We start from the raw sequence: 22,925 nt of genomic DNA, 5'->3' as shown, positions 1-22,925 counted from the left end.
AGGAGCTGCGCTCATCCCGCCATCAGGCCCTCGCCATGCACGCCACTCTGGCCAACGAGGCCCTGCCGGTGATCTCCACCTCAGTGGCGCTAATTGCCGGCTTCCTGGTCTTTACCCTGTCTGATTTTCAGCCCATCGCGCTCTTCGGGCTGTTGAGCGCACTGGTCATCGCCACCGCTCTGATCGCCGATTTCGTCATCACGCCACTGGTGATCTCTTCCCTGCGACTGGTCAGCCTGTGGGATCTGCTCTCAGCTCAACTGCGTCAGGAGGTCATCCCGCAGAGTGTACTGTTCCGGGAGATGCGGCCCTGGCAGATCCGTCGCTTCATCCTCGCCAGCACCGTGACTGAGTACGCTGCAGGAGAGCAGGTGTTCAAACCCGGCGACAAAAGCCATGCCATGTATCTGGTGATGCAGGGTGCGGTGGAGGTGAGCATGCCGGGCAGAGAGAACTCGGAGAAGAGACTGGTCGTCAACCGTTTTGCCCCCGGCAAATTATTCGGTGATATCGCCCTGCTCGCCAACGAACCGCGCAAAACCCAGGCGGTGGCTCTGGAGAAGAGCAGCCTGCTAGTGCTCAGCAGAGACAGCCTCCGCAGTGTCACCCTACTCCATCCGTTTATAGGCAGCCGCCTCTTCTACAACCTCGCTACCGATGTCAGCTGCCGCTGGGTCACATTCATCGACAAGATCAATCCACCAACACCCACTGACACGGCCCCAGCAAAGCGAGGGGATAGAAATGTTGCTGGCCCGGAACACGAGAGGCAGAATGGAATCCAATAAGGTGATTCGATGAAACAGTCTCTAAACCAACAACCCAATAACGCACGTGCAATGCGTCATCCACTCTGCTGGCTCCTCCTTCTGATGGCCATCTCTGCCGCTTCCGAGGCCGGCCATGCCGATCTCTACTTCAGTGCACCCTACAGCGGTCAAAAGGTCACCGAATATGAAGTCAACCTGCCGATCAGCCGGCATATTAAAAAGCCGTTCCGTATCCCTGCCGACTGTGCTGCGGCACAGGCTGCCTTCCGACAGGGAGCCCAACAGTGGTGTAATCGCGTGGAGCGCACTATCTGGAGCAAGGTGCAACAGGATTGTGACTATGTGAATTTTCTGTACCGGTTTAATGGACCACCAACCCATGACTTTGTCAGTGGTTATGATTTCATGAATGCCAAACTGCACGATCTGCCCATTCAGGTCGATTGTAATCCAGAGAGTGACTCAGGCAACTGCCGTCCCCTACCGCCCGGTGTACCCGACCTAACCCGTATTCTGACCAGAGTCGAGCCCAGCAGTGAGAAACCGGCGAACGATCTCCAGGCCTGCCGCATTAAAAACGGCCTTTTCCGTGGTCGCATCGACTTCAAATCGACAGGTCTCGACTGCGAGACCGATCCCTTGGCCACCGGTTTTCGGGTGATTGCCATCGACTATGCCGATGTGAATGGCGATGGTTATCAGGATGTCACCCTGCGGTTGCTGCCCCTAGGACGGGGCGGTAGACGCGGCCCTCTGATCCTGCCATTAACCCGCAAACAGGCAGATGGACCTTTTACCATTCCACAGAACCTGCCCGGCCCCGTGCCCAGACCCTGATGTAATAATACGATAGGGGTTAGGGAGCCTCCCCGACCTCCAAACCGTGTGTACGGTTTTCCCGCGCACGGCTCTCCAGTCGGGCGTTGCCTCGTCGTGACTGGCTCGCCAATATCCAGGCTCCTGATAAGGTGCAAGATCCCGCATTAACGAAGAATACATTTGGCCAGCGATGATGGTCGAAGCGTTAGTCCTTGAGCTGTCAAAGCCCCGTGGACCGCGGCCCTCGGCCATAAATATCCACGATAACAGCGCCCTCGCTTTCAAGTAGGCCCTCGCCGAAGACGACGACACTGCAGACGGCGGCAACGGCGAGACCGCCGACAACCGCTACCGTCCATCTGGCAGTGGAGTTCTGAGCCAACCTAGGGAAGCTGGGCCACAGCCGATATCCACCCCCACCGCAGCGGGGATGATCGCCCCCTTGTGGGGATCACCGCACCCACCGTGGCACCAATGCCCAGGAACTCATCCGGCATCCCCACCACATGGTGGTGCACGAGGTCGAGTCTAGCGATGTTGCCCAGTTGCTGCAGCGCGGTGGGCTCCAGCTCATCGGTGTAGATCCGCAGCGGCACCCGTCCCTGATCAAGGATCATCTTCACTGGCATAACGTCTTCTTGCCCACCAACAAGAGAGTGAGAGTGGTTCACTTGTAAATACGAACGATTTGCAATAACATTTACATCAAGGTCTATTTTTAGGTCACTTGGTGAGATCAACAATGTACGCCAAAACAACCAGCAAGAGCAGCCACCCTGCAACACCTGCCACCTTAGCCCACGCCTGGCTACTCCACCGCCAGGCAAAACAGCACACAGAGAACCATAGAACAAGACGTTGGCGGCTAATGCGCGAGGCCCTGTTGCGCTAGCCGGATAGCATCGGGGCAATCTGGCACCAACCTCTGCTGGGCAGACGGCCTCATCGAACACCGTCTGCCCAATCAGCCACTCTCACATCCCTGCACATCCATTCGAGACGATCATGAAATATCTGCACCAACCGATGCTACTGCTGCTCGCCACCCTGATGCTGCTGCCTGCCGCCCAGGCCGACGATGAGATCGTCGTCTACTCGGCCCGCAAGGAGCATTTGATCAAGCCGCTGTTCGACGCCTACACGCAAAAGAGCGGAGTAAAGATCCGTTACATCACCGACAAAGCCGGACCGCTGCTGGCACGGCTAAAGGCGGAGGGGGCCAACACCCCGGCGGATCTGCTGATCACGGTGGATGCGGGCAATCTCTGGCAGGCGGCCGAACAGGGTGTGCTGTCCCCTATCGACTCACAGAGCCTCAGCGCCAACGTGCCGGAGCATCTGCGCGCCCCCGACAACAGCTGGTTCGGCCTCTCGGTGCGCGCCCGCACCATCGTCTACAGCAGCGAGCGGATACAGCCGGGAGAGCTAAGCAGCTATGCGGCGCTAGCCGATCCCAAATGGAAGGGCCGCCTCTGTCTGCGCACCTCGAAGAAAGTCTACAATCAGTCGCTGGTGGCGATGATGATCGCCCGCCTGGGGGAGGAGAAAACGCAGCAGATCGTCACGGGCTGGGTCGCCAACCTGGTCGCGCCGCCCTTCTCCAGCGACACCAAGACGATGCAGGCAATCCTCGCCGGCCAGTGTGACCTGGGCATAGTCAACACCTATTATTTTGGCCGGCTGCAGAAAAAAGATCCATCGATCAAGCTGGCACTGTTCTGGCCCAACCAGCAGAGTAGCGGCGTACACATCAACGTCTCCGGCGCCGGCATCACCCTTCATGCCAAGCACCGCGACGCAGCGGTGAAGCTGCTGGAGTGGCTCGCCTCCCCCGAAGCCCAGGCCCGATTTGCGGCCCTGAATATGGAGTACCCGGTCAATCCGGCGGTCCAGCCCGATCCGGTGGTGACCACCTGGGGCGAGTTCAAGGGCGACCCGCTCAACGTTGCTGAGGCAGGAAGGTTGCAGGTCAAGGCGGTGATGCTGATGGACCGGGCCGGCTACCGCTGAGCCATGTCCACCGCTCCCTCTCATTTTCAGTCAACGCATGCGGCCCGGCTGTCTGATTCAGGAGTACGGCTACCAGGCTGGCAGCTGGGCAGCCTGGCGCTCGCGGCACTGATCGCAGTACCGCTGCTGCTGATCTTCTCCGGCTGGTTGCAGGGGGAGAACGCGGTCTGGCACCACCTTGCTGAGACGGTGCTGGCGGAACTGGTGTACAACACCCTGGTCCTGCTCGCTGGCGTCACAGTCGGAGTGCTGCTGCTCGGCGTCGGGCTGGCTTGGCTCACCAGCCTCTGTGAGTTCCCTGGACGGCGATTCTTCGACTGGGCGCTAATGCTGCCGCTGGCGGTACCCGCCTATGTGCTGGCGTTCGTGGTGTTGGGGCTGTTCGACTTCACCGGCCCCCTGCAGGGGCTGCTGCGGGAGCTATTCGGCCGAGGCGGCTTCTGGTTTCCTGAGGTGCGCTCCAGCGGCGGGGTGACCCTGGTGTTGGTACTGGTGCTCTATCCCTATGTCTACATGCTGGCCCGCTCCGCCTTTCTCACCCAGGGGCGCGGCACCCTGGAGGCGGCGCACAGCCTCGGTCTGACACCACGGGCTGCATTTTTTCACGTGGCCCTGCCGATGGCCCGCCCCGCCATCGTCGTCGGTACCTCACTGGCGTTGATGGAGACCCTGGCCGATTTCGGCACGGTATCGGTGTTTAACTACGACACCTTCACCACCGCCATCTACAAGGCCTGGTTCGGCCTGTTCAACTTACAGGCCGCCTCCCAGCTCGCCTCGCTGCTGTTGCTGTTTGTCGCCCTGGCGCTGGTCGCAGAGCGCCGCCTGCGCGGCCGCGCCCGCTACCACGAGACCAGTCGCGGCGCCCCGCCACAGCGCTTCCGCCTGCAGGGCTGGCGGGGCGGTGTAGCTAGTTCAGCAGCGGGACTGGTGTTCAGTCTCGCCTTTCTGCTGCCGCTGATCCAGCTGCTGATCTGGGCCTGGCAGGTGGTGCAGCAGGATCTCGACCCCCGTTATTTCGAGCTGCTCACCCACACTCTGGCACTGGGCGGCATCTCCGCACTGATCACCATCATCGCGGCACTATTGCTCGGCTGTGCACGGCGCTTTCACGACAACCGACTCACCGCCAGCTCGGCGCGCATCGCCACCCTCGGCTACGCCCTGCCCGGCTCAGTGCTGGCGGTGGGCATCATGCTGACCTTTAGCAGCCTGGATAATCTGATCAACGCGATCTGGCGCATCTTCGATAACACCCCCCCTGGGCAGATCTTCGGCGGCAGCCTGCTGGCGCTGCTTAGCGCCTATCTGACCCGTTTTCTGGCAGTCGCCCACGGCCCCATCGAGAGTGGCCTAGGGCACATCCGACCGAGTCTCTCCGATGCCGCCCACAACCTCGGCTGTCGTGCACTCGGGGTGGTGCGCCGGGTCTACCTGCCACTGTTACGCCCCGGCCTGCTCACCGCACTGCTGCTGGTACTGGTGGATGTAATGAAGGAGATGCCCGCCACCCTACTGCTGCGCCCCTACGGCTGGGACACCCTGGCAGTACGCATCTACGAGATGACATCCGAAGGCGAGTGGGAACGTGCTGCGCTGCCGGCGGTAACCCTGGTGTTGGCCGGGCTGCTGCCGGTGATCCTGCTAGTACGCAGCTCCAGCCATCCCCATTCAGCCCAACCACACTGACCTTTTGCCATGACACAACTGCTGGAAATCGAAGGTCTTCACTGCCGCTACGCTGATCAGGATGTGGTCGCTGATCTATCACTCAACATCAGCCCCGGCATGCTGAGCTGTCTGCTCGGCCCCAGTGGCTGCGGCAAGACCACGGTGCTGCGCGCCATCGCCGGTTTCGAGTCGATCAAGCAGGGCGAGATACGCCTCAACGGTCAGATCGTCTCAAGCCCTGGTTACACGCTGCCGCCGGAGCGGCGCGGGCTCGGCATGGTGTTTCAGGACTACGCACTTTTCCCCCACTCAGCGTGGCCAACAATATCGACTTCGGCCTGCAGCGCATCAGCCGCTTTGAGCGCCGGCGCAAGGTGGAGCAGATGCTGGAGCTGGTGGGGTTAGAGGGCTACGGCCAACGTTTTTCCCATGAGCTATCGGGGGGCCAGCAGCAGCGCGTTGCAGTGGCCCGGGCGATGGCCCCAGAGCCGCCGTTGCTGCTGCTCGACGAGCCTTTCTCCAATCTCGATGTGGAGCTGCGCGAACGACTTGCCGCTGATGTGCGGGATATCCTCAAGGCCCGTGGCACCGCCGCCATCTTCGTCACCCATGACCAGCATGAGGCGTTTGTGATGGGCGAGCAGGTGGGAGTGATGCAGGCGGGCAAGATCCTGCAGTGGGACAGCCCGTTCAATCTCTACCACGAACCGGCGGACCGTTTTGTCGCCGACTTCATCGGCGAGGGGCGTTTCCTCAAAGGCCGGCTGAGCGCACCCGATCGAGTTGAGACCCCACTCGGCGAGATCCAGGGCAATCGCGCCTACGGCTGGCCCAGGGGCGCCGCGGTGGAGGTGCTGCTACGCCCGGATGATATCACCCTAGCCCCGGGCGCCGGCCTTGAGTGCCGCATCATCGAGCGCGCCTTTCGCGGCGCCCAAACGCTCTATACCCTGGCGCTGCCGGAGGGGGGTGAGCTGCTTTCGCTACTACCGAGCCACAACGACTATCGGGTGGGCGAGCGAACCGGGGTGAAGATCCAGGTGGAGCACTTGATCCTGTTCCGTCAGGGGCCGCAGTAAGATAGCCCACGCAAGAGGGGACCATCGCCGATAAAGGTCGCCCCACCGTCGAGGCTACAGGGGGTTAGCGATTGCAAACCCGCACAACGATATCGACAGCTTTCACTTTGGTCCCCTCCGGCAGAATGCCTTCTGGAAGATTCAGTAGCTGATCGCCTGGGATATCGCTCAGCTCACCGGTATCGATATTGAAAAAGTGGTGATGAGGCTGGGTATTGCTGTCGTAGAAGGTACGTGCCGGATCGGCAACCAGCTCCCGTAGCAGCCCTTTCGAGACAAACAGCGCGAGGGTGTTATAGACAGTCGCCTTGGAGACCCGCCTGAAACGCTGACTGACCCGCTCATGGATCTGCTCAGCCGTTAGATGTTGCTTGCGGGCAAACAACAGCTCGCCGATGCTGACCCGCTGAGGCGTCGGATAGATACCACTCGAACGCAGCATCGACTCAACATCTACTGCTGGTTCCATATCGTCAGCTCTGCGCAAGGCTTCATTCATGGCGACCAGTATAATTCACCTTGTCGCGTCAAATCCAAATGTTTTTGTCAACTATTCTCCCAGCATCGGCACGGCACAACTTTGATTCCCTTTCTGCCCACTACTCCGGTTGCAAAAGATCTTCAGAAAACCACTGCACCGGCCACCACAAATATGCAGTAGAGCGCTGCATCTGCCCCAGCAAGATTTTCCGCTGATCACCTTTCCCCTCAGAGCTGAATTCAGCACCGATACAGGGGATTGCACTGGGCATTACCCCCCATGTGGGTAACGATGCATTTTCGGCAGAATCCACTAGGATGAAGTGGGGGGCAGAAGGGGACCTGCGCGACTCCTGAACCGAAGCACAACCCGCGCATCGGCGTTTAGCGACCTCAGATAATTCCAAAGGCAGGTCTCCAATACTTATTGCTGGAAGGATTCAAAGAGGGTATTGGAATTAGTACAAATGAAAAGGACCAGCCGCCACCTTCCGAACCAGCAGCCCCCCAGAGCAGCCCGTCTCCATAGCACCTTGATCTTGGCGCCGGGCCAAACACTCATCTCAGCCTCACTGCATAGAGAAGCCGGAGTTGCTGAAAAATCGTTACAAGCTAGACCTTCCAGGGGTGTGCTAGAGACCGGGGGGACGCCTCTCCTGCAGAAAGCAGAAGCACCCCATGCATCAAGTTGAAACCGTCAGACAGGGCATGGGCAACCCACGCAATAACTTCACATTCTCCCAATTGCCGATCTGGCGGCAGATCCTGCTGTTGCTTGGAGGGAGCATATTGCTGGTCGGGTATGCCGTCGGCATAGTGTTCGAGCAACTGGAGACAGATTATCTCAGGCAAAATCTGGAAGAACAGAATCACAGAATCCTGAGCGTCCTCTCAGCCACCAGTATCGATGCGGTAATCAGCGAAGATCAGGCGCGACTCGAGACCATCATCACCCAGTTGGCAACCCTGGACCCAAACATCCTCTCCCTGACAATGGAGAATGAGCGAAGAGAAACTCTCGCCCACTGGCAGCGAATCAGCGATACCGGCGCTATGACTCACCTCGCCTTTGCCGAGGATATCCTGTTCGACGGCGAACACTTCGGACGCATCTTCATCGACTGGAACATCCAACCACTACAACAACAGATCGACCTGCATGTTCTCAGCATGCGCCTCTTCAGTACCGCAGTGTTGATTGCGCTAACCGGCCTGATCCTCTTCTGGATCTATCTGCTGATCTCCAAACCAATCAACACCCTGAACAAACGACTCCACATGATCGCTCAAGGCGATCTCACCAGTGAGGTTCACATCTCCAGCGGCAAGGAATTGATCCGGCTCGCCGACTCGGTCAATACTCTGAGCCGAATCCTGAGGATCAACGAGAGCCGGAAAAAGGAGATCCGCCAACTCGCCTTCTTCGATAAAACCACCGGCCTCGCCAGCCGGGCGCACTTTCTGCAGCGCTTCAGCGACACCCTCAAGGCGGCAACCCGGCGTGACGAACAGCTGGCGCTGATTTTCCTCGATCTGGACGGTTTCAAGGATATCAACGACAGCATGGGGCATGAGACGGGAGACCAACTCCTCGCCATTATCGGCCAACGCCTCGAAAAACCGCTGCGCGATGTCGATTTCGCGGCCCGCTTTGGCGGCGACGAGTTCTGCATCATCGTCGACAATATTACTGATGAGTTCGACGCCGCCGAGGTGGCCGACCGCTGTCTAAAAGAGATCCATCAGCCGGTCGAACTCGGCACCCAGACAGTGCGCCCGATGGCAAGCTTGGGCATTGCACTGTTTCCCAAGGATGGCAACGACATGCAGCAACTGCTCAAAGCGGCAGACAGCGCCATGTACGCCGCCAAGGAAGCGGGCAAACACCGCTATGCCTTCTATATCCCCGAATTGACCACTCAGGCCAGCCAACGCCTCGCCCTTGAGCAGCAGTTACGGGTAGCGGTCGACAACAATGACTTCACACTCCACTATCAGCCACAGATATCCCTGAGCAGCGGCAAAGTCACCGGCGTTGAAGCCCTAATCCGCTGGCACCACACCGAACTTGGTGATATCCCTCCGAGCGAATTCATCAACCTCGCCGAGCGGATCGGCCTGATCCAGGAGATCGGTGAATGGGTTCTAGAAACCGCCTGCCGTCAGGCCGCCAGCTGGCATCACAATGCGCTCGATCAGCTCCAGGTTGCGGTCAACATCTCCGCCATCCACTTTACTGATCTCGACTTCGTGAATACGGTCACGCGGGTGCTTGACACCACCGGCATTGATCCGAAGCGATTGGAGATCGAGGTCACCGAAAGTGTTATACAGCTGGGTGACAACTATTCCACCACTTGCCAGCAGTTGGATGCACTCGGGATAAAGGTAGCGGTTGATGACTTTGGCACCGGCTACTCTTCCCTCGCGGTATTGAAACAGCTGCCGATCGACACCCTCAAGGTGGACCGGCTGTTTATCAAGGATCTGCAACACGAGGCAAAATCCACTGTGCTCGTCGGCACCATTATTGGCATGGCCCAAGCACTGGGTTACAAGGTGGTTGCCGAAGGAGCCGAAACACTCGAACAGATTCAGATCTTGCGGGGGCTGGGATGTCACCAAGTCCAAGGCTACTATTTCAGCCCGCCAGTACCAGCCGATCAGATCCCCTCACTGGTCAGCAAAGTACATTTTTAGCAGGCTGATAGCTCCACATCACAGCAAACGACCGGCTACACATGGAATGTAACAACGCTACCCTGAACCAACACCTGAGTGGAAACACCAGACTTCCGGTATTACCCCCCGGGGTCTCCTATCTGCTAAAGGTGGTCATGGATGACGAGATTGGATTTCACGAATTGGCCCATGAGATTGAGCGCTTCCCCACTATCACCGCTCGACTGATCTCCCTCGCCAACTCCGCCTGGGCATCCCCCCGCAGCCCGGTCACCAACCTAAATCAGGCCTGTGTGCAGCTTGGACTACAGGTAGTACGGAGCCTGAGCATCGCGCTCGCTATCTCATCACCCTTCAACCCGTCACGCTGTCCGGCATTCCACGCCGAACGATTCTGGTGCACCTGCATGCTGGTTGGCGAAGGGGCCGGCAGACTCAGCGAACAGGCCGGAGCGCGACTCGAATGCGATCCACAGACAGCGCGTACCGCCGGACTGCTGCACAGCCTGGGCCTATTGTGGCTCGCCGACAATATACCGGAAGAAACCGCACAGGCGCTCAGCCTCGACGAAGCAGATCCAACATCCTGCGTTCGCCAAGCCCTCAGACAAACAGTTGGCGATGACTACTGTAGCGTCGGCGGATGCTTGGGCCAGGCCTGGGCTCTACCCGATGTTCTGACAAATGCCATGAGATACCACTGCGACAAGAGTTACCACGGCACATCATGGCAGACCGCAGCACTGGTTGGCAGCGCCGCCAATATGGTTTCCAGACTCTATCGAGGTGAGGATTTTCAAGCAGAAGACCCCAGATTGAAAAAACTTGAATTCGCCGAATCCGAGTTGGAGAGCGTGTTTCAAAAACTTGCCGATCAGTTCGAACGAACCCAAGAATTGGCTAAGGCGCTTTTCCAGAACAATTAAGGAGCCGCTGAACGAAGCGGGACGAACAGAATTTCGAGAGCAAATTCTCTGCTACAAGCCGAAAGTTCCAGATGGCTCTTCCCCTAATTTGGTGGGCAACTCCTACAGCTCAACCCGATTCAGTCCTCCCAGATGGCAGCAGGTGAGCGTAGCGAAGTGCTGCTTATTATGGAATCCTCTGCTCCGTACCCTGACCACTTTGATGCGACGATTGTCCCCTTCGGCGAGGCCATTGCAAGGGAGCTGATGGTGAGGGACCTTGTCTCTGCAGCTCCAGGTGAGACACTGGATAATGTGCTGCATCGTATGATGGAGTTTGAAGTAGAGTAGATGCCCTTGATCGATGATACGCACAAAATAATTGTGCAATATTAATCTGACCGATGCGCTTCGTGCAGCGCAACAATGCGACCTCCAAATTACCTACCGAGCATTCATTCAAAGGATCATTCATGCCCAGTTCCCCCATAGACGACATCCTCCACCGTCTGCATACCCTGCAGGCGGAATTGGAACGTGAGATCGACCAACTACTGGACGAAAAACGCCGGCTCTTCCACTACACCCTGGAACAAGGCAGGGTCCGATTTGAACAGGGCATGCGGGCGTTGCAACGCCATCAGAAAGTGGGGATTTGGACCTATCTTCGTACGGCCCGGCTTGGACATCTGCTCACTGCACCTGTTATCTATGGTGTGTTCATCCCTTTCGTATTGCTGGACATCATAGCTACGCTCTACCAGCATATCTGTTTCCGCGTGTACGGCATTCCGCGCGTAGTGCGCAGGGATTACCTGGTCATTGACCGGCAGCACCTGGCTTATCTCAACGCCATCCAAAAGCTTAACTGCATCTACTGTGGTTACGGCAGCGGCTTGATCGAGTATGTCCGTGAGATTGCCGCCAGAACTGAACAATACTGGTGCCCCATCAAACATGCACGACGCACTCCAGACCCCCATCGATTGGTTGAGCGATTTGTGGACTATGGGGATGCTGACGCCTATACGGCTAGGCTGAAGGCCCTGCGACAGGAGATCGCCACTTTGGAGAAAACCGCGTCTCCCACCTCACAAAACGGAGAAGATAGATAAATCGGGTCAACCTGCCAGCCGGCTTCCAGAACCTCACCGCCTGCCAATACTACAACCGCTCCCTCTCCCAGGGAGCGTCAGGGCCCATCGATTAAGGCACGCTGGCCACAAGGACAATTTCCTGCTATTGCCGGGTCAAGGTCACACCGGCGCCAACCAACTCTTCTTTCATTACCGGTTGATCGCCGCGCGATGGGAGCAGACCATATGAAAAGGATCTTTCATGAATACAATCCCCCAGAAACATTAATGCCACAAACCTGTTACATGCCATCGCGGCCTTCGGCTCACTAAATAAACTGGAGCATCGTCTTGTAAGAAGCCACGCTCACGCCTGATAAAGGATAAAGGTTCCGCAATGGGTGGCTTGAGTGCCATCAACGGCGCACCCGCTCTTTAGTCGGCGGGTGGGTCCGCAGCAGTGAAGGCTCCGGGATGCGCCGTCCGGGCAGAAAAAGTCGTTCAAGCAAAGAACCGGAGCGCTGTTCGATCTTGACCAGGGCATTGGCCAGCCCTTCTGGATCACCCGTGAGACGGGCTGCGCTGAGATCCGCCTCATATTCCCGGGTACGAGAGAGCCCCAACTGGGCCAGCGCGCTCAGATTGGGGGCAAAGATAAGCAGCAGAATAGCGAACCAGTTGATGCTCACATTCGACATCACGATCAGTGGCAGGTTGAGCAGCAGAAGGAACTGACCAAGCAGGGAGAGTAGGCTGGTCAAACGGCTGAACAGATCGGCCATCCCCATCACCCACATGTCGTTATTGCGAATATGGCTCACTTCATGTGCCAATACTCCGACTGTCTCCCGTGTATCCAGTGAACGCAACAGGCCATCAGTCACCGCGATTACCGCTTCGTTCCGGCTTCCCACCGTAAAGGCATTGACCATAGGGCTAGGGACATAGAAAAGCTCAGGAACCCTGTGGAGCCCTGCTCTGTGGGCCAGCTCCCTCAAAGTTGAATCAAGTGTTGGCGCCTTAACTGACGTCAGACGAGTAGCCCGGTACATGCGCATGATCAGCCAGGGTGAAGCGACTGGATTGAACAACAACAACACAAAACCCAGTAGCAACAGCCAGAAGATGCCGTCAACTCCCCATAGCACCCAGCCCAGCAGAGACAGAAAGCTCACCATAGCGACAAGCAACAACAAAGATTGAATGCGATTTGCCAATGCGTGTTGATGCCAGATTTGTGAGTCTATGGCCATTAGCAGCCCTGCTCCAGCCAGTGCAGTCGTGCTCGCAAACTGTCAATTTCGTCCATCAGATCCAGCACCAGCGCGGCACCAGCAATATTAATTCCGAGATCCTGCTGGAGACGCCTGACGGTACGCGCCCGATGCAGACAGGGTCCGGAAAAACGCCAGTGGACGGCATCACAACCACTCGGCTCCAGAACGCCCTCATCCACCAGTTCAATGATCCATTCGGCATGCACCATACAGGCACGGCTCAGCTCACCCAGAGTCAGGAAGCTCTCTTCATCCAGCAGAAAACCAGTCAGAATATCTTTGCTCATGCTCAGCTAAACTCCCAATCTGGCGCGTGGGTTGAACGCCAGTTCCTGTTCCATCTTGCGATAAAGGGCTTGTGCGCGCTCCGTATCCCCAGACGGCAACGCAATACGCAAAACGGCATAGAAATCACCAGGATTCTTTCCGGGGATACCCCGTCCTTTCAGCCGCAGCTTGCGCCCCGAGGTGGAGCCGGCAGGTATCTTCAGATCGATAATCCCCGCTGGAGTCGGGGTTTTGACTTTGGCCCCAAGCGCCGCCTCCCAGGGGGCTACCGGCAGTTCCAGATAGAGATCCCGTCCTTCAACGCGGTAGAAGGGGTGCGGCCTAAATTCCACCTCCAGATAGAGATCGCCAGCACCTCCACCCTCCACACCGGGAGAACCCTGTCCCACCAGCCTGATCTGCTGTCCCTGTTTGACCCCTTTGGGGATTCTCACGTTCAACGTGCGCTCATGGGTAATCACATGCCCCTGGGCGTCCAGTTCAGGTGCACGTAGAGTGATCGTACGGGTGGCACCATGGAAGGCATCCTCCAAATCGATCAACACCTTGGCATGATGATCTACGCCTTGAGTGCGGAAATGCGGCCCGGCTCTCCGTGCATCAGCAAAACCACCACTGCCCCCCCTGCCAAAAAGGGTCTCAAAAAAGTCACTGAAGGCCGAGGCGTCCCTCGGCGTGAAGCCGCCACCGCGGAACTCAAACCCTGCATCCCAGTCCGGCGGCGGCCGGAACTCCTGGCCAGCCTTCCAGTTGGCGCCAAGTTGATCGTAAGCCGCCCGCTTCTCCGGATCTTTCAGCACCTCGTAGGCTTCACCCACTTCTTTGAACTTGGTTTCGGCATTCGGCTCCTTACTCACATCCGGATGATATTTACGCGCCAATTTGCGGTAGGCTCGCTTGATTTCATCCTGAGTAGCGCCTTTTTCGACACCCATGATCTTGTAGTAGTCTTTGTATTCCATAGTAGTACTGTTGTCTCTGCCCTAAGCCTCTAATAGAAATCACTCAGGTTGTCATTGCCAGTTCAGCACCACATATTGCTGCATATCACCTCTACGGATGAGCAACAGCACACGCTTGTCACTGCTACCATTTTCCACCGCATGCTTGAACTCGGCAGCGCTTTTCACTGGTTTATGCTCCACCTGCATGATCACCGCACCGGGCTTAATCCCCGCCATGGCGGCAATGGATCCAGGCCTGACTTCCGTCACCACCACACCTTCACCCGCTTTGGCACCAAACTGATCGGCCAACTGAGGCGTTAACGTCTGCACGCTCAGGCCAAGCTCATCAGCACTTTGGGCAGGGCCCTCGGCAATTAGTTTGTCTTTGGCGAGTGTGCCAATGGTTACAGTGATGCCTCGGCGCTTACCGTTACGGACAATGGTTAGTTGTTCACGGCTTCCCGGCGAGGTAAGCGAGACTTGGTTACGGAAACGGCCAACATCGGTCACAGGCTTGCCTTGATATGCGACGATCACATCACCCTGCCGCAAACCTGCCTGAGCGGCCGGGGAGTCTTCTGATACCTGGGCTATCAGAATGCCCACGTTCTGATCAAGGCCGAAAGATTCCGCCAATTCAGGGGTTAGCGCCTGGATAACAATCCCGAGATAACCTCGTGTCACCTCGCCACCATCCATCAATTGATTGGCGATGGCTTTAGCCAGGTTAATGGGTATGGCGAAGCCAACCCCCATATAGCCACCACTACGAGAAAAAATTGCAGTATTAATACCGACAACCTCACCGTCCAGGTTGACCAGTGGGCCTCCGGAGTTACCGGGATTGATGGCCGCATCAGTCTGGATGAAATCCTCATAGTCGTTGATGCCAAGACTGGTGCGTCCCTTGGCGCTGACTACACCCACCGTGAGGGTATGGCTCAGACCAAAGGGATTGCCGATGGCTACCACCCACTCACCGACTTCAAGCTTCGAGGAGTCACCCAACGATAGCGCCGGAAGCCCGCCTGTATTGATCACAAGCACGGCTACGTCGGACTGCGGATCCCTGCCCTCAATCTTGGCATCGAACTCACGCCCATCCTGAAGCTTCACCCGTATCTTATCGGCATCTTCCACCACATGATTGTTAGTCAGGATATAGCTCTGATCGGACAACAGGCCATCTTTGGTTGCGAAGACAAAACCCGAGCCCTGACTGATTGTACGGCGTTCACCTCGCGGCATCTCAGGGCGTGGACTGTGGGGGATTCCTGGAAACCGGTCACCAAAAAATCGCTTGAACAGATCGTCGTTGAATGGCGACGTGTCACCAAAAGGCGAAGGAAACTCGGTGACCGCAGAGCCAGATGCCTTGCCTTCAACCTGGATGAAAACCACCGATGGAGAGACCGTTCGGGCCACCGACGCAAAGGCCTTACCAGTCTCCCGCAGGTTTTCGATACCACCGTCCTGCGCATAAGCTGGCGATACAATGCACAAGAGCAAAACCAGGAGTGGAACGATTCGATTTATCTTCATGTCATACTCCTCAGTGACAAGTGTAGAAAGCTGTATTGGCTAAATTCTTGAGGGCGCTATCAGCGCACTTTCACTTTGATTCTTCTACTGCGCCGGGCCGACGATTTCGGCAACTCTACCCGCAGAACGCCGCGCCTGTACCGGGCTGAGGCCTTATCGCTGTCTACTTCATCCGGCAACCATATCGCGCGTTCAAAATGACCATAGGCACACTCGGATATTTGATAGCGCCCCTCAGTGCGTTCACTCTGGAGTTGCTTCTCACCACAGACCACCAGCATGTCATCGACGACATCCAGCCTGAATTCATCCGGCTCCATACCCGGCACCTCCAGACGTACGATCACCCGGTCATCATCATCAAAGACCTCGGCTGCCAATACGCCCCAGCCGGAACTACGGATAGCAATCTCTCCCTCATCTCTGGATCTAAGCTCCCCCTTAGAACCATGTGGCGTGAATCGCGTTATGGCATTTGTCGCGCGACGATAGAGATCACGCCAGCCATCCACCAATGCATCCCATGCGTGATTCATTCCTTCACCAAGTTGCTCTAATGTTGACATCGTCGCCTACTCCAAATTGATATCTTTCCCTTTACTGGTACTGCTAAAGACGTGGGAGTTGATGATCGATTTTTCAAGAGCAACCTCTTCCTCCCCATCCAGTCGAAATCTTGCAGCGACAGAGGTTCATTTCTCTCCTGAGAAGGCGGCTCCCGACCCTATCAAAGTGTAGCTGGAGGTACCGAGCACCGAAACAAAGACCTGGGCACTGCAGTACCTCACCCGTTCCCGATACAGCACGTCAGCCGGTTACCACAATAATTGAAGGGTCACCCCTTTGCGTTTCAGCTTCTGGTGGATACGGAAGTAACCCGACTCGATAAAGCGATTGAATTTAGCTTGGATTGGAAAAAGACGGGCCTCGTTGACACCCTCGGACAGCGACCAGCTGATGCTCTGAGCCGCAGTAAGATTGACGTGCTTGCTGGCTGCACCTTTGGAGAGGCCATAGGCGCAGACGACCTTCTCATGACTGAGTTTGGATGAGTTTCCCGGAGCAGCCCTGGAAATCGAATCAATCGGGATAAGCCTAGAATTTCCGCCGACAAGCGCGACGCAAACCGTCTCTTAATTAGTATGAGTTATCAGGGAGCCGTCTGAGCGGAATGTTACTGGCCGGTTATTTTTTGGCCGGTTGTCTTGGTTGACTGGTCGGGCTTCGGGGCCTTGCAAACCTGCTTCTGTTATTGTTTTTTTTTGTTTTTTGGCGGAGAGGGAGGGATTCGAACCCTCGGTACGCTCTTGGGTTCCCTTGATTTTGCGTGCGTGCTGTTTGGGCCGCTCGGGCACCTCTCCAGAAGGTCTGGTGTCTATTATCCCATTTTGGTGCGGTTCGCTTGTTTTCTTTCGTCCTGTCCGTGTGCGTCATTCTGTGTGCGGCTTTTGCTGTGTTGTGTCACGTTGCTCGTGTCCGTTTGCTCGAGTCGGGTTCGTTCTTGCTGGTGGGGCACCTGTCTTGCTGGGTTGTGGTCACCTGCTTTGGCGTAGTTTTCCTGCTTTTCGGCCTGTGGTCGCTTTGTGCGGGTTTCGCTGTCTTTTTGCTGGCGGGCTTGATTCCTCGCGGCTGGTTCGGTGTCTGTTTTTGGTTTGTTGAGTTGGTCCTCTTTGGTCGGGTGGCTCTTGTGCCTGGTGCGGTGCTTTTTTCTCTCTCTGTGTGGTGGGTTTGTCTGTTGTATTTGCTTTGTTGGTTTGCTTTTCTGGTTGCCGCCTCGCCCCTTTTTTGCTGTCTTGTCTCCGGGCAGGTGGTTCGCTTGTGGTGTGCGCCGGGCTGAGTGGGTTCGGCTATTTTGAGTGACCTGACGGTCGGTTGCCTTGTTTTGCGTGCGCTCTTTTCATGTTGTTGGCCCTGCGTTTGTGTGTTCCTGTTCTTTTTCTTTTCTGTTTTTGGTTTGGTTTGGTTCTTTGGCGCATCATCGACGGCCTGGCTCCGGTTTGCTCCGGCGGCCTCACCATCGCTCCCTGCCGGGAGATCAGGTTGCGTTTTGTCGGCTGTTCGCGTTGTCTGTCCCGTGTGGTGGTTTGGCGTTTTGTTTTGTTGCGGCCACCTTCAGTTGGCTGTGTGGTCGGCGTGCGACTCTGGTTTGTGGGGGCTTCTGGGGCCGCGGCGGCGTTTGCTGGGCTTGGGTAGCACTGTGCCGTAGTCTCCTGGCTCTCGGCCTGGGCGTTGGTGCTTTGGTGCTTGCTTGGGGTGGTGCAGGCTGGTTCGATGGGCTTCATTCTGGCCGGGTCCAACGCGTTGGTCTTCTGGCGCCGGTTGTTGTCCAGTCTTCGTGTCGGCTTCGCTTTGTCATCTCCTCAATGACTTTCCTGTGCTGTGTGTTCCAGGGGTGCTAGTCGCTTCTGCGCTGCTTTCCGCGGGTTCTTCAGGGTGTTGCTGAGGGCGGGCTCCTTTTCCTGGTTGCCTGTGGGGGCTTCTGGTCTTTTCGGGCGGTTTTTGTTTGTCGTGAGATGGGGGTTGAGGGGTTGCGTTTCGGCTCTCTTTGGGAGCTGTGGGGGTTTTTTCCGGTCCGCGGCGGCCTGGTCTGGCTTCTCCTTTTCGCTTTTGGCGGCGGTTGGCTCTTGGGGGTCGCCTTGGGGTCCGATTGGCGCGTCTGGCCCCTGGGTGCGTTGCGTGATGTTGTTGATGAGGCAGGCTTCAGCCGCGTTGCCTTTTGCTGGCCGGGTTTCGCTGGGGCTGGGGATGTTTGGGGGTTTTTTCTGCCTGTCGTTGCTGGCTATGCGGATGCCGGCTGGCTTTGCTATCTCGGGGCGTAGCTGTCTGCTCGTGGCCGGCTTGCTTGTGGGTTTTGGTCCCGTTGGGGGTTGCCTCATTGTGATCGAGCTTTGTGGGGGTTACCGGGTTAGCTGGGGTGCCATCACTGGGCGCGTCGCTGTTCTGATCGTGCTCGGTTGGTAGTCGCGGGTTGTTCAGGGCTGTGCGGTGGGGTTGGATCTTGTGAACTGCGTCGTTTCGGTACGCGTCTACCATGATTTGCTGGAGTTGGGCGCTGTGGAGCCGCTGGAGCCTGGTTTGGAGGTGCGGTTCCCCCTGGCCCTGGTCCTCTCCCCTGAATGGCTCTGGGTTGGCCTTGTCCCGCATCAGTTGCCGCGCCTCCGCCTTTCGCTGGTTTTCTGTTTGCTTTGTCGTCTTGTCTACTTTGTCCTTGTGGTTTGCGTTTTTGCTGATGCCCATGCGCACGGCTTTGTCCTTGGGCGGTGGGGTCGGTCTGGTTCGCGGGTTGGTTTTTCTGGTGCTTGTGTTTGTTGCGCATCCTGGCAGTGTAGCTGTGGTCTGGATTTTTGTTGTTCCTTTTCGGGTTGCCATAGCGGCTCTGGTTTTGGGTGTCCGGATTGTTATCTTTCTCTTCCGCCTGGTGGGTGCGGTGCCCGGGCTTTACGCCTCTAATGTTTTTGTCCTTCTGTGGGGTTCCCTGGGGTGATCGGGTGTTCCCCGTGTTTGGGGGTGGCTGTGCCGGTGCCTTCGGCTGGTGCGGTATCCGCGGTGTGGTGTTGGGGTTTTTGTTGCGTCCGGGTTGGTGGTCGTTGTCGATCGAGTGGGGGTGCTCGGGCTGTTCGTTGGTGTTGCGCACTGGTGGTTCCGGCTTGTGGTTATGGGCCTGCTCGACCGCCAGCTGCATCAGCTTGCCCACACCCTTGGCATCCAACACCTCAAAGGGGTTGTCCTGCAGGATGCCGGCCTGGTTGTACATCGGCAGGAACTTGTTCTCCGCATCCTCGCGGGAGAAGGAGAAGGTGGCCTGGGTCAGATCGTTGGTGCCAAACGAGAAGAACTCCGCCTCCTCGGCCAGGGACTCGGCACGCATGCAGGCGCGCACCACCTCAATCATTGTGCCGAAGCGGCAGTTCAGGCGCTGGCCGCTCTTCTGTTCTACATCGCTGCGAATCTCATCCATGTAGCCGCGTACCCGCTTCAGTTCCTCCGCGGTGCAGACCTGGGGCACCATCATCTGCGGGTGCACCTCGATGCCGATCGCTGCACACTCCGCCTCCGCCTCGAGGGTGGCGCGGATCTGCATCTTGTAGATCTCAGGAAAGGTGATGCCAAGGCGTACGCCACGATGGCCGAGCATCGGGTTCACCTCGGTAAGCGCACGCACCTTTTTCAGCATCAGGGTCTTCTTCTCGATCGCCTGCTCGACCAACTCCAGATCGACGATATGGCGCATTGAATCGGCCTCGCTCTTCGCCGCGGAGGGGTCGTGCAGCAGGATCATCGAACCAGCCAACACCTCCATCCCGAGCACCGAACGGCGCAGGTGACTGAGCTGCTCCAGATCACTCTGCAGCTGACGTTCAGTCGGCAGAAATTCATGGATTGGCGGGTCAAGCAGGCGGATGGTCACCGGCAGCGGCGACATCACCTCGAACAGCCCCTTGAAGTCGGCGCGCTGCATCGGCAGCAGCTTATCGAGCGCCGCCTGGCGCTGTGCCTGGTCCTCGGCGACGATCATCTCGATTACCACCGGCAGCCGCTCCACCGCATTGAACATCCGCTCGGTACGGCACAGGCCAATCCCCTTGGCACCATATTTGAGCGCCCGGGCCGCATCGTTCGGGGTGTCGGCATTCGCCATCACCCGCAGGTAGGCGACCTCGTCGGCCCACTGCAGCAGCCGGTTGAGCTCCGCCGAGAAATCGGGCTCGACCATCGGGATCTCCCCAAGAAAGACGTTGCCGGTGCTGCCGTCGATAGTGAGCATGTCACCCTCGCGAATCACCCTACCGCCCACATAGGCCTCGCGCCGCTGCACATCCACATGGATCCCTTCGGCGCCGGCCACACAGGGCTTGCCCATACCGCGCGCCACCACCGCAGCGTGGGAGGTCTTGCCACCACGGCTGGTAAGTATGCCCTGAGCAGCGAAGAAACCGTGGATATCCTCCGGCTTGGTCTCCTCCCGCAGCAGGATCACCTTCTGCCCCTGATTCTTGCCCTGAATCTCGGCCCGATCGGCATCAAACACTGCAAAGCCGGAGGCGGCACCCGGTGAGGCAGGCAATCCCTGGGCAATCGGCTCCACCCGTGCCTTGGGGTCGAGTCGCGGGTAGAGCATCTGCTCCAGATGGGNCGGGTCGATGCGCAGCAGCGCCTCCTCCTTGGAGAGCAGCCCCTCCTGCACCATCTCCACTGAGGTGCGCACCATCGCGATAGCGTTCATCTTACCGTTGCGGGTCTGCAGACAGTAGAGAGTGCCACGTTCGATGGTGAACTCGAAGTCCTGCACCTCCTTGTAGTGGCTCTCCAGCTTGTCGCGCAGCTCAGCCAGCTGGCGGGCCATCTCCGGCATCTCGTCGGCCAGTTTGTCGATGGGCTTGGGGGTGCGGATGCCAGCCACCACATCCTCACCCTGGGCATTGATCAGATACTCACCAAACAGCTTTGTTCTCACCAGTACCAGGGTTGCGGGTGAAGGCGACGCCGGTGGCGGAGTCATCACCGCGGTTGCCGAAGACCATGGTGCAGACGTTGACTGCGGTGCCGTTGGCCATCTCCGGGGTGATGTTGAACTCGCGACGATAATCCACTGCCCGCTTACCCATCCAGGAACCGAACACCGCCTTGATCGCGATCTCCAGCTGATCGTAGGGGTCTTCAGGGAAGGCCCGGCCGGTGTGCTCCTCGAAAACCCGCAGAAAGCGTTCGCTGATCTCCTTCAAGTCATCTGCGGAAAGCCCCACATCGGCGGTCACATGGGCCTTCTGCTTAACTGCATCAAACTCCGCATCGAATAGTTCGTCGGGCACGTTCAGCGCCACTTTGCCGAACAGCTGGATGAAACGTCGGTAGGCATCGTAGCCGAAGCGGGCATCGCCAGTTTGCTCAAACACACCCTGCAAGGTGTCGGCATTCAGCCCCAGGTTGAGGATGGTGTCCATCATGCCCGGCATCGACATCGCCGAGCCAGAGCGCACCGACACCAGCAGCGGATTCTGTGCGTCCCCAAAGCCTTTTCCAGTTGCCTGCTCAACCGCCGCCATCTGCTCACGCACCTGCGTCATCACCCCTTCCGGCAGACCGCGACTGGTCTCTTCCAGATATTCGAGGCAGGTCTCGGTAGTAATCACAAAACCAGGCGGCACGTTGAGCCCAAACTGAGTCATCTCGCAGAGGTTGGCCCCCTTGCCACCCAGCAGATGTTTGTTCTTTCCATCGCCATCCTGAAACGCATAGACGTGCCGTTTACCACTCATCTTTTCACTTCCTCATGTTAGAGACGAAAGCCGTTTTCGGCTTTGCAGGGTCGGACCATCTCGAATAATAGACCCTTATGCTGACTGCACCATGACTTGCAGCAGGTGGATTGAATCGTGGCGATATAGATAGGCGACGAGGAGAAGAAGCTGCACCGCTGGAGCAGGGTGATTTCAGACAGGATAAGGTAGAGACGAGCAGACCTCATCAAGGCATGAGGGCCGCTCGCCTTGCCAAAAGCAAGTGGCGGATTCAGGACGGACTGTGGCCGGCGCCAAGCCGCTGCTGGCGCACGGCACTCCACACCATACCGACCATGCCCAACAGCATCAGGGAGAGTGACGATGGCTCGGCGACATAGACGATGTCTGCATTGTTGAAGTACAGATTCACTATCGCATCAGGATCAGGATCCTGCCCATCTGATCCGACATGGGAGTAAGACGAGAGGGCGTAGGTATGGCCCTCCTGCAGATCGTAGCTGCCGCGAAGTCTATTATCGTACCAACTACCACCGCCAGATATTCCACCCGACACATGGGACCCAAGGGTCAAGTCGTAGAGGGAGAATTCGGAGTAGACATCTGGAAAAAAATCGAATATTCGGCTCCAGACATCCAGACTAGCGTCCTCCCCGGTCACCTGAAACGTCCAGTCCAGCTTGATGCTTCCCTCCGACCACCAATCGTAGTACCCACTCACCGCATCTAGGTATGGATCCTGATTATAGCTCCACCCTGATATCTCATAGATCAGTTCGATACTAGGATTTATGCGGTCAAAGTAGTACTCAACCGTTGCCCGCGAATTGCGGTCAGCACCGAGGTGAGGGCCTGGAGACATTCCGGGGACAACATACTCAATCCCGTTATAGGTCATCGGGTTGGTGTAATGGTATTCAGTCCAAGAACCAAGCTCAAATTCATCAACCCCTGCCTCTTGCAAGGCATGGATAGAACCACGATATCGATCTGTATCCTCCGCGATCAGGTCTGTCCGGGCGCCATCAACCCAGTAGAAGAGCTGAGCGCGGGTATCTATCTCGATCTGATCCTTGATCACTTCAATCCTCGCCGCCCCAGCCTGCGGCAGATAAAGCAGTGCGCACAAAAGTGCAACGA

General features: G+C 57.5%; 17 protein-coding genes and 2 pseudogenes. 9 read left to right on the top strand and 10 right to left on the bottom strand.

Annotation, left to right across the window (positions count from 1 at the left end; genetic code table 11):
* Together RIFP1SYM_RS10390 and RIFP1SYM_RS10385 are read left to right on the top strand one after the other, a co-directional pair.
* On the top strand, positions 1-788 hold a 788-nt coding region (locus RIFP1SYM_RS10390; RefSeq protein WP_039960288.1), incomplete at its 5' end, for a cyclic nucleotide-binding domain-containing protein.
* A 9-nt stretch (positions 789-797) separates the two neighbouring features.
* Entirely contained in the window at positions 798-1,607 is an 810-nt protein-coding gene (locus RIFP1SYM_RS10385; RefSeq protein ID WP_005963952.1) for a hypothetical protein, read from the top strand.
* Positions 1,608-1,972: 365 nt separating this feature from the next.
* On the opposite strand, the gene RIFP1SYM_RS10380 is transcribed toward RIFP1SYM_RS10385, so the two are convergent.
* Positions 1,973-2,218 (bottom strand): RtcB family protein, encoded by a 246-nt coding sequence (locus tag RIFP1SYM_RS10380; protein WP_039960285.1) that lies wholly within the window; start codon positions 2,216-2,218, stop codon positions 1,973-1,975.
* 376 nt (positions 2,219-2,594) lie between these two features.
* Here RIFP1SYM_RS10380 and RIFP1SYM_RS10375 point away from each other — a divergent pair, with 376 nt between their 5' ends.
* The 3 genes and pseudogenes from RIFP1SYM_RS10375 to RIFP1SYM_RS10365 all read left to right on the top strand — a co-directional run bounded on the left by RIFP1SYM_RS10375 (position 2,595) and on the right by RIFP1SYM_RS10365 (position 6,349).
* Positions 2,595-3,599 (top strand): Fe(3+) ABC transporter substrate-binding protein, encoded by a 1,005-nt coding sequence (locus tag RIFP1SYM_RS10375; RefSeq protein WP_005963947.1) that lies wholly within the window; start codon positions 2,595-2,597, stop codon positions 3,597-3,599.
* 3 nt (positions 3,600-3,602) lie between these two features.
* Complete coding sequence (locus RIFP1SYM_RS10370; protein WP_005963944.1) at positions 3,603-5,288, top strand: ABC transporter permease; 1,686 nt, start codon at positions 3,603-3,605, stop codon at positions 5,286-5,288.
* Between the two features lie 9 nt (positions 5,289-5,297).
* Positions 5,298-6,349, top strand: a pseudogene (locus RIFP1SYM_RS10365) (ABC transporter ATP-binding protein).
* 64 nt (positions 6,350-6,413) lie between these two features.
* Here the strand turns inward: RIFP1SYM_RS10365 and RIFP1SYM_RS10360 are convergent.
* Entirely contained in the window at positions 6,414-6,818 is a 405-nt protein-coding gene (locus tag RIFP1SYM_RS10360) for a Fur family transcriptional regulator (RefSeq protein ID WP_006474242.1), read from the bottom strand.
* A 689-nt stretch (positions 6,819-7,507) separates the two neighbouring features.
* Between RIFP1SYM_RS10360 and RIFP1SYM_RS10355 the strand changes: the two genes are divergently transcribed.
* The 4 genes from RIFP1SYM_RS10355 (at position 7,508) to RIFP1SYM_RS10340 (ending at position 11,531) form a co-directional block, all read left to right on the top strand.
* A complete protein-coding gene (locus tag RIFP1SYM_RS10355; protein ID WP_005963934.1) occupies positions 7,508-9,529 on the top strand; it encodes a putative bifunctional diguanylate cyclase/phosphodiesterase in 2,022 nt (673 codons plus the stop codon).
* Between the two features lie 41 nt (positions 9,530-9,570).
* Positions 9,571-10,437: an HDOD domain-containing protein gene (locus tag RIFP1SYM_RS10350; protein ID WP_005963931.1), complete on the top strand. Its 867-nt coding sequence runs from the start codon at positions 9,571-9,573 to the stop codon at positions 10,435-10,437.
* A 132-nt stretch (positions 10,438-10,569) separates the two neighbouring features.
* Positions 10,570-10,767 carry a hypothetical protein gene (locus RIFP1SYM_RS18100; RefSeq protein WP_010084807.1) on the top strand — a complete coding sequence of 66 codons (198 nt, stop codon included), beginning with the start codon at positions 10,570-10,572 and terminating at the stop codon, positions 10,765-10,767.
* A gap of 122 nt (positions 10,768-10,889) precedes the next feature.
* Entirely contained in the window at positions 10,890-11,531 is a 642-nt protein-coding gene (locus tag RIFP1SYM_RS10340; RefSeq protein ID WP_006474245.1) for a hypothetical protein, read from the top strand.
* A 377-nt stretch (positions 11,532-11,908) separates the two neighbouring features.
* Here RIFP1SYM_RS10340 and RIFP1SYM_RS10335 read toward each other — a convergent pair whose 3' ends face one another.
* The 8 genes and pseudogenes from RIFP1SYM_RS10335 to RIFP1SYM_RS18095 all read right to left on the bottom strand — a co-directional run.
* Positions 11,909-12,670 carry a zinc metalloprotease HtpX gene (locus RIFP1SYM_RS10335; RefSeq protein WP_240992081.1) on the bottom strand — a complete coding sequence of 254 codons (762 nt, stop codon included), beginning with the start codon at positions 12,668-12,670 and terminating at the stop codon, positions 11,909-11,911.
* Positions 12,671-12,744: 74 nt separating this feature from the next.
* The gene (locus RIFP1SYM_RS10330; RefSeq protein WP_005963922.1) at positions 12,745-13,056 is read right to left on the bottom strand and encodes a chaperone modulator CbpM; all 312 of its coding nucleotides are present in this window, start codon (positions 13,054-13,056) and stop codon (positions 12,745-12,747) included.
* Positions 13,057-13,062: 6 nt separating this feature from the next.
* A complete protein-coding gene (locus tag RIFP1SYM_RS10325) occupies positions 13,063-14,019 on the bottom strand; it encodes a DnaJ C-terminal domain-containing protein (protein ID WP_005963919.1) in 957 nt (318 codons plus the stop codon).
* A gap of 51 nt (positions 14,020-14,070) precedes the next feature.
* The gene (locus RIFP1SYM_RS10320) at positions 14,071-15,546 is read right to left on the bottom strand and encodes a DegQ family serine endoprotease (RefSeq protein WP_005963915.1); all 1,476 of its coding nucleotides are present in this window, start codon (positions 15,544-15,546) and stop codon (positions 14,071-14,073) included.
* A 59-nt stretch (positions 15,547-15,605) separates the two neighbouring features.
* Complete coding sequence (locus tag RIFP1SYM_RS10315) at positions 15,606-16,112, bottom strand: Hsp20/alpha crystallin family protein (RefSeq protein ID WP_005963912.1); 507 nt, start codon at positions 16,110-16,112, stop codon at positions 15,606-15,608.
* 2,134 nt (positions 16,113-18,246) lie between these two features.
* Entirely contained in the window at positions 18,247-18,783 is a 537-nt protein-coding gene (locus RIFP1SYM_RS19015) for a hypothetical protein (RefSeq protein WP_420855219.1), read from the bottom strand.
* Between the two features lie 298 nt (positions 18,784-19,081).
* Positions 19,082-21,803: pseudogene (ppdK, locus tag RIFP1SYM_RS10300) on the bottom strand (pyruvate, phosphate dikinase); the annotation flags it as partial.
* Positions 21,804-22,056: 253 nt separating this feature from the next.
* Positions 22,057-22,925 (bottom strand): PEP-CTERM domain protein (locus RIFP1SYM_RS18095; RefSeq protein WP_039960282.1); only part of this gene is annotated, 869 nt, incomplete at its 5' end.

The organism is endosymbiont of Riftia pachyptila (vent Ph05) (assembly GCF_000224455.1).
Lineage (GTDB): Bacteria > Pseudomonadota > Gammaproteobacteria > Chromatiales > Chromatiaceae > Endoriftia > Endoriftia persephonae.
Note: the sequence above shows the minus strand (reverse complement) of the source record. Positions and strands in the feature narration are given on the sequence as shown.